Source organism: Escherichia sp. 93.0816, from assembly GCF_013368855.2.
In the GTDB taxonomy this organism is placed as follows: domain Bacteria; phylum Pseudomonadota; class Gammaproteobacteria; order Enterobacterales; family Enterobacteriaceae; genus Escherichia; species Escherichia ruysiae.
Genome location: NZ_JABWNC020000049.1, coordinates 1 through 3634, shown reverse-complemented (window position 1 = coordinate 3634; position 3634 = coordinate 1). Strand labels below are relative to the sequence as shown.

At 50.7% G+C, this 3634-nt stretch carries 4 protein-coding genes; all 4 read right to left on the bottom strand.

All coding sequences use genetic code 11. The features are described from left to right. Positions 1 to 150: 150 nt before the first annotated feature. Positions 151 to 666, bottom strand: a complete 516-nt coding sequence (gene luxS / locus HEM79_RS22025; RefSeq protein ID WP_001130203.1) for an S-ribosylhomocysteine lyase — start codon at positions 664 to 666, stop codon at positions 151 to 153. Between the two features lie 149 nt (positions 667 to 815). Then, entirely contained in the window at positions 816 to 2372 is a 1557-nt protein-coding gene (gene gshA / locus HEM79_RS22020; RefSeq protein ID WP_176241651.1) for a glutamate--cysteine ligase, read from the bottom strand. Positions 2373 to 2444: 72 nt separating this feature from the next. Next, the gene (locus HEM79_RS22015) at positions 2445 to 2873 is read right to left on the bottom strand and encodes a YqaA family protein (RefSeq protein WP_000004483.1); all 429 of its coding nucleotides are present in this window, start codon (positions 2871 to 2873) and stop codon (positions 2445 to 2447) included. Then, a complete protein-coding gene (gene yqaB, locus HEM79_RS22010) occupies positions 2870 to 3436 on the bottom strand; it encodes a fructose-1-phosphate/6-phosphogluconate phosphatase (RefSeq protein ID WP_000273322.1) in 567 nt (188 codons plus the stop codon). Before yqaB ends, HEM79_RS22015 begins: the two co-directional genes overlap by 4 nt. Positions 3437 to 3634: the final 198 nt, after the last annotated feature.

Sequence of the window (3634 nt, the reverse complement as noted above, 5' to 3'; positions counted from 1 at the left end):
AGGGAATGCTGGGCATGAAATATCTCTTTTAATGCCACTTTGCCGCCCGTCACGTACGGGTGGCGCGCTCCCCGCATCAACCTGATAAGCGTAGCACATCAGGCAAGCCGGACAGTGATATCACCGCCCGGCTTCTTCTGCTTAAACGGACTAGATGTGCAGTTCCTGCAACTTCTCTTTCGGCAGCGCCAGCTCCTCGTTGCTGTTGATACGCACGTCGCGTTCCAGAATGTTACGTGCAATATCCTGAGCTTCCTGCAACGAGTGCATCTGGAAAGTACCGCACTGGTAGACATTCAGTTCCGGGATCTGATTTTGATCCTTCACTTTCAGCACATCTTCCATTGCCGCCTTCCAGGCATCAGCAACACGTTGCTCATCTGGCGTACCAATCAGACTCATATAGAAACCGGTGCGGCAACCCATTGGTGAGATATCAATAATCTCAACGCCGTTGCCGTTAAGATGGTTGCGCATAAAACCAGCAAACAGATGCTCCAGGGTATGGATACCTTTTTCTGGCATTACTTCTTTGTTCGGCACGCAGAAACGCAGATCGAACACGGTGATTGCATCGCCATGCGGGGTGTTCATTGTTTTTGCCACCCGAACTGCAGGCGCTTCCATCCGGGTATGATCGACTGTGAAGCTATCTAACAACGGCATTTAGCCACCTCCGGTAATTTTTTTTAAAATATTCTGAACTCTTTGTTCCCAGGCGAGTCTGAGTATATGAAAGACGCGCATTTGTTATCATCATCCCTGAATTCAGAGATGAAATTTTGGCCACTCACGAGTGGCCTTTTTCTTTTCTGTCAGCTGTGTTTTTCCAGCCACACCTTGAACGACTCGGTATCTGCGGCTTCCATTTCCTGCTGACGGCGTTTAGACGCTTCGCGCTCGGCAATAAAATCGTCTTCACGCAGAATTTCCAGCGGCTCTTCACGTAACAAATTGCGATAAGCCTCACCGAACGCTTTGCCAGTTCCGCCAATGCCAGTATCAATCATAGACCGTAAGATACGGGCGGAGAAAGTCAGATCGGGATTATCAAAGCAGGCCACCAGTTCATCACACACTTTCTGATACGCTTCGCCGCCGTTAATGCTGTCCAGCGTTTGCGCAACGCGTTTCAGATCGCGGAACAGATCTTTGCCCACCTGCGGCAACGGGAATTGCGCAGTTTCACAGCCAATTCCCAGCGTCAGCCCCGGCTTACGTCCTTCGAGGATCACCCGGTTCCAGTTGACGCATGTACAGGCAAGTTCACTACTGCTCATTTCCGGCGCATCAGCCAGCGCACACCAGACCATAAACAGGTCGAGGAAACGCACCTGCTGCTCATCAACACCAATCGGCGAGAATGGGTTGATATCCAGCGAACGCACTTCGATATATTCAATGCCGCCGCGTAACAGCGCATCAGAAGGCGACTCGCCGCTGCGAGTAACGCGTTTCGGACGGATCGGCGCATACAGCTCGTTTTCAATCTGCAGCACGTTGCTGTTGATTTGCAGCCGCTTGCCGTCTTTCTCAAGACCAATCTTCGCGTACTCTTCCGACGGCGTTTTAATTGCCCGCTTCAGACCCGCTACATACTCGTAGAGATCATTAAAGGTAATACCAAGATTACTTTGCGATTTATTGGTATAGCCCAGATCGCTCAAGCGTAGCGATGTCGCATACGGCAGGTAATACATGCCGCACTCGGTTTTCTCAAACGGCAGCGACGTCGGTTTACCTTGCAGGAAAGAAGAACAAATTGCCGGAGAAGCGCCAAACAGGTACGGGATCACCCAACCGAAGCGATAGTAGTTACGAATAGCGCGGAAGTAGCCCGCAGAGATTTTCTCTTTGGCGTCAACGCCCGAGATATCACCACACTTCGCCTGCCAGAATGCCATTGGTAACGAGAAGTTGTAGTGTACGCCGGAGATGGTTTGCATCAGCGCGCCATAGCGATTTTTCAGCCCTTCACGGTACAGCGTTTTAAAGCGCCCTGTATTGGAAGTGCCATACTGCGCCAGTTCGATATCCTGACCTTCCGCGATGTAACATGGCATACTTAACGGCCACATCCGCTCATCGCCAATATTACGTGCGGTATAGCGATGCAAATCGCGCATAAAGGCCAGCATATGCTCAATATCGCCATCGACCGGCGTAATGAACTCCAGCAACGCTTCGGCAAAATCGGTGGTGATCCATTTATGCGTCAGTGCGGAACCTAATGCTTCAGGATGACCGGTTGTTGCCAGAGTGCCATCTGGATTAACACGCAAAGTTTCGCGCTCAAGACCACGCTGTATCCCCTTTAATGCCTGAGGATGTTTTTCCAGCCAGGCCAGCGCCTGTGATACGTCCGGGATCAAATTGACCTCCCGCCTGTCAAAATCGTTTTAATTAGCATAACTGTAATGGTGGCCATGTGTGCAGGCCTACAATTAGTGCCACCACATCATGCCCTGAACGGTGGCTGCTGCAACCGCAACATAGCGCAACGCTTTACCAAGGCACAAAAAAAAGATTACTGGTCCCCACGAGATGCGCATCCATCCCGCTAACAGACACAGTAAGTCGCCAATCACTGGCATCCAGCTTAATAAGAGTGTGACTGCGCCATAGCGTTTCAGCCAGCCAATGGCTTTTTCTTGCCAGCGCGATCTTTTGCGCAATGGAAAGAAACGCCCAAGGATAACGTTAGTTAACCCTCCAAGGCTATTACCCATTGTTGCTGTTAATACTAAAACCCAGGGATGACTCACCCCAGAAAGTAACATTGCGACCAGCACAACTTCCGAATTGCCGGGTAATAGTGTAGCGCTGAGAAAACTACTGGCAAACAACGAGAAGAGCGATAGCGACTCACTCACAGCAAGCGAACATCCACGGCGTCCATGCCTGCGGCGCGAGCGGCCTGTATACCAAAATCGGCATCTTCAAAGACAACGCAATGCGTTGGTTGCACGCCCATACGCTGCGCACACAGCAAAAACGTGTCTGGTGCAGGTTTATGGTGTTTGACGTGATCGGCAGCAATGACTACATCGAAATAACGACGTAATCCGAGGTGCGTTAGCAGCGCCTCAGCGATGGCGCTTTCACTTCCCGTACCGACAGCCATTGGGCGACGACCGTGCCAGCTTTTCACCACTTCAACAAGGGGAAGCGGTTCGACGCTATCGAGCAACATGCTTCTTACGGCATCGGTTTTCTCGCGGGCTAATGCATGGGGATCGAGATCGGCCTGATTAAGCTCAATGATCGCCTGGGCTATACGCCAGGTGGGCGAGCCATTAAGCGCAATCATGGCCTGTACATCGTACTGAAGACCGTAGCGTCCTAATACTTCACGCCACGCTTTACGGTGCGTGGGTTCTGTATCCAGGATTGTGCCATCCATATCAAAAATTAAACCTGCATAACGCTCGTACATTGTCTTCTCGCAAGTCGAAAAATATGACGCTACTTTAGCGTAATTGCTTGATTTTGTCGCCGATGCGAAGGGGAAGATTATTCAGGATATGGATAAAATAGTTATTTAGAAATGAGATGTTTTTTGAGGGAAATTTTTGGAGAAGATGGTGCATCCGGGAGGATTCGAACCTCCGACCGCTCGGTTCGTAGCCGAGTA